The 4,348-nt window shown below is 72.7% G+C and carries 2 protein-coding genes and 1 pseudogene; all 3 read left to right on the forward strand.

From position 1 onward, the window contains the following. Positions 1-1,353, forward strand: a 1,353-nt coding sequence (locus tag AOK01_RS39615) for an acyclic terpene utilization AtuA family protein (RefSeq protein WP_055520431.1), incomplete at its 5' end; no start/stop codon positions are given. After that, on the forward strand, positions 1,350-2,957 hold the full coding sequence (locus AOK01_RS39620) for an acyl-CoA carboxylase subunit beta (RefSeq protein ID WP_055520433.1): 1,608 nt from the start codon (positions 1,350-1,352) through the stop codon (positions 2,955-2,957). The genes AOK01_RS39615 and AOK01_RS39620, both read left to right, overlap by 4 nt. A gap of 8 nt (positions 2,958-2,965) precedes the next feature. Beyond that, positions 2,966-4,252: pseudogene (locus AOK01_RS39625) on the forward strand (acetyl-CoA carboxylase biotin carboxylase subunit); the annotation flags it as partial. Positions 4,253-4,348: the final 96 nt, after the last annotated feature.

The following is a 4,348-nucleotide window of genomic DNA, read 5'->3' on the forward strand; positions in this document are numbered from 1 at the left end:
GGCAGCGATGCCTTCGCCGCCCACGCCTACCTCGGCGGCGAAGGCATCGCTGCCTGCCTCCGCGAGGGCGCGGACATCGTCGTCACCGGCCGGGTCACCGACGCCGCGCTGGTCACCGGGCCGGCGGTCGCCCACTTCGGCTGGGCCCCGGACGCCTACGACCGCCTCGCGGGCGCCGTCGTCGCCGGGCACGTCCTGGAGTGCGGCACCCAGGCCACCGGCGGCAACTACGCCTTCTTCGCCGAGCACGACCCGGCCCGCCTGCACCACCCCGGCTTTCCGGTCGCCGAGCTCCACGAGGACGGCACGAGCGTCATCACCAAGCACGACGGCACCGGTGGCGTCGTGGACGTCGGCACGGTCACCGCCCAGCTCCTGTACGAGACCGCCGGCGCCCGGTACGCGGGACCCGACGTCACCGCCCGCCTCGACTCGGTCCGCCTCACCCAGGAGGGCCCCGACCGGGTACGGATCACGGGGGTGGGGGGCGCCGGCGTACGGGGCGAGGCGCCGCCGCCCACGCTCAAGGTCGGGCTCAACCGGCTCGGCGGTTTCCGGGGCGAGGTCGTCTTCGTGCTGACCGGGCTCGACATCGAGGCGAAGGCCGCGTTCGCGCGGGCCCAGATGGAGGCCGCGCTCGCCGCCGCCAAGTCCCGGCCCGCGGACATCCGTTGGGAACTCGTCCGCACCGACCGCCCCGACTCGGCCACCGAGGAGACCGCGAGCGCCCTGCTCCGGCTCGTTGTGCGCGACCCCGACCAGGAAGCCGTGGGCCGCACCCTCGGCGGAGCCGCCGTCGAACTCGCCCTCGGCAGCTACCCCGGATTCCATGTGTTGGCACCCCCGGGAAAGGGCGCCCCCTATGGGGTCTTCGAGGATGTCTACGTCCCCCATGTGGACGTGGACCATGTGGCAGTCCTCCACGACGGGCGCCGGATCCATGTCATGCCGGCCCAGGACACCCTCGTACTCCGGCCCGCCGAGGAACCACCACTGCCCGCCCCCCTGCCGGCCGGTTCGGCCGTCCGCCGCGCACCCCTCGGTCTCGTCGCCGGGGCCCGCAGCGGCGACAAGGGCGGCAACGCGAACATCGGCGTCTGGGTGCGCACGGACGACGCCTGGCGCTGGCTCGCCCACACCCTCACCACCGACCGGCTGCGCGAACTCCTCCCGGAGACCGCCGACCTGACCGTCGTACGCCACGTCCTGCCCCACCTGCGCGCCCTGAACTTCGTCGTCGAGGGGATCCTCGGCGAGGGCGTCGCCGCGCAGCACCGCTTCGACCCGCAGGCCAAGGCCCTCGGCGAATGGCTGCGCTCCCGCCACCTCGACATCCCGGAGGCCCTGCTGTGACGGTCCTGGCATCCGCCCTGGACACCTCCTCCGCCGACTACGCGGCCCACCGCGAGGCGATGCTCGGCAAGCTCGCCGAACTCGACACCGAGCACGCGAAGGCCCTCGCGGGCGGCGGCGAGAAGTACGTGGCCCGGCACCGCAAGCGCGGCAAACTGCTCGCCCGCGAACGCATCGAGCTGCTCCTCGACCCCGACACGCCGTTCCTCGAACTGTCGCCGCTCGCCGCCTGGGGAAGCGACTCCCCCGAGTACGCCGTGGGCGCCTCGCTCGTCACGGGCATCGGCGTCGTCGAGGGCGTCGAGTGCCTGATCACGGCCAACGATCCGACCGTACGCGGCGGCGCCAGCAACCCCTGGAGCCTGAAGAAGGCCCTGCGGGCCAACGACATCGCGTACGCCAACCGGCTGCCGTGCATCAGCCTCGTCGAGTCGGGCGGCGCCGATCTGCCCTCCCAGAAGGAGATCTTCATCCCCGGCGGCGCCATCTTCCGGGACATCACCCGGCTCTCCGCAGCCGGCATCCCGACCGTCGCCGTCGTCTTCGGCAACTCCACCGCAGGCGGCGCGTACGTCCCCGGCATGTCCGACCACGTGATCATGGTCAAGGAACGCGCGAAGGTCTTCCTCGGCGGCCCGCCGCTGGTGAAGATGGCCACCGGTGAGGAGAGCGACGACGAGTCGCTCGGCGGCGCCGAGATGCACGCGCGCGTGTCGGGCCTCGCCGACCACTTCGCCGTCGACGAGCGGGACGCCCTGCGGCAGGCGCGGCGCGTGGTCGCCCGCCTCAACCACCGCAAGGCGTACGCCGATCCGGCCCCGGCCGAGCCACCCAAGTACGACGAGGACGAACTGCTCGGCATCGTCCCCGGCGATCTCAAGCAGCCGTTCGACCCGCGCGAGGTCATCGCCCGCGTCGTCGACGCGTCCGACTTCGACGAGTTCAAGCCCCTCTACGGAACGAGCCTCACCACCGGCTGGGCGACCCTGCACGGCTACCCGGTGGGCATCCTCGCCAACGCACGCGGCGTGCTCTTCAGCGAGGAGTCGCAGAAGGCCGCCCAGTTCATCCAGCTCGCCAACCAGCGCGACATCCCGCTGCTCTTCCTGCACAACACCACCGGATACATGGTCGGCAAGGAGTACGAGCAGGGCGGCATCATCAAGCACGGCGCGATGATGATCAACGCGGTGAGCAACAGCCGCGTACCCCACCTCTCCGTCCTCATGGGCGCCTCGTACGGGGCCGGGCACTACGGGATGTGCGGGCGGGCGTACGACCCGCGCTTCCTCTTCGCGTGGCCCAGCGCCAAGTCCGCCGTCATGGGCCCGCAGCAGCTCGCCGGTGTCCTGTCCATCGTCGCCCGGCAGTCCGCGCTCGCGAAGGGACAGCCGTACGACGACGACGCCGACGCCGCCCTGCGCGCCATGGTGGAGCAGCAGATCGAGTCCGAGTCCCTGCCGATGTTCCTGTCCGGGCGGCTGTACGACGACGGCGTCATCGACCCGCGCGACACCCGAACCGTCCTCGGCCTGTGCCTGTCCGCGATCCACACGGCGCCCTACGAGGGCACGCGCGGCGGCTTCGGCGTCTTCCGGATGTGAGAGGTTCCATGATTTCGAGTCTGTTGGTCGCCAACCGCGGTGAGATCGCCTGCCGTGTCTTCCGCACCTGTCACGAGCTGGGCATCCGTACCGTCGCCGTGTACTCGGACGCCGACGAGGACGCCCTCCACGCGCGCGTGGCCGACACCGCCGTACGCCTCCCGGGCGCGTCGCCCGCCGACACGTATCTGCGGGGCGAGCTGATCGTGAAGGCGGCCGTCGCGGCGGGCGCCGATGCCGTGCACCCCGGATACGGCTTCCTCTCCGAGAACGCCGGCTTCGCGCGGGCCGTCCTCGACGCGGGCCTCGTCTGGGTCGGGCCGTCCCCCGAGGCGATCGAGGCGATGGCCTCCAAGACCCGCGCCAAGGAGCTCATGTCCGCCGCCGGGGTGCCGCTGCTCGCGCCCCTGGACCCGGACGCGGTGACGCAGGCCGACCTGCCGGTCCTGGTGAAGGCGTCGGCGGGCGGCGGCGGCCGGGGCATGCGCATCGTCCGCGAACTCGACGTACTGAAGCGCGAGTTGAGCGCGGCGTCCGCCGAGGCCGGGAGTGCCTTCGGGGACGGTTCGGTCTTCGTCGAGCCGTACGTCGAGCACGCCCGGCACGTCGAGGTGCAGATCGTCGCCGACGGCCACGGCACCGTCTGGGCCCTCGGCACCCGCGACTGCTCCCTCCAGCGCCGCCACCAGAAGGTCATCGAGGAGGCCCCCGCACCGGGCCTCGGCCCCGACGTGGAGCGGCGCCTGTACGCGGCGGCGACGGCCGCCGCCCGCACGATCGCCTACACGGGTGCCGGCACGGTCGAGTTCCTGGTCTCCGGGGACGGTGCGTCCGAGGACCGCACGTCCGAGGACCGCGTGCACTTCCTGGAGATGAACACCCGCCTCCAGGTCGAACACCCCGTGACAGAGGCGGTGTTCGGGGTCGACCTGGTCGCCCTTCAACTGCGCGTCGCCGAGGGCGCCGCCCTGGAGAGCGACCCGCCCGCGCCGTCCGGTCACGCGGTCGAGGCCCGCCTCTACGCCGAGGACCCGTCCCGGGACTGGGCCCCGCAGACCGGCACCCTGCACCGCCTGTCCGTGCCCGGCGTCCGCCTGGACACCGGTTACGGGGACGGCGACACGATCGGCGTCCACTACGACGCCATGCTCGCCAAGGCCGTCGCCCACGCGCCCACCCGGGCCGAGGCGATCCGCAGACTCGCCGGCGCCCTGGATCGGGCGACGATCCACGGCCCGGTCACCAACCGTGAACTCCTCGTACGGTCCCTGCGCCACGGGGAGTTCGCGGCGGCCAGCGGGGCGTACGGGTCCGGGGCCGGCGCGGTGAGATCGGCGAGGTGGCGTTCGTAGAAGGCGGTGTCCATGCGTGCCGCCGCGAACTCCCCGTGG

Origin of the sequence: Streptomyces aurantiacus, from assembly GCF_001418335.1 — a bacterium.
GTDB classification, from domain to species: domain Bacteria; phylum Actinomycetota; class Actinomycetes; order Streptomycetales; family Streptomycetaceae; genus Streptomyces; species Streptomyces aurantiacus.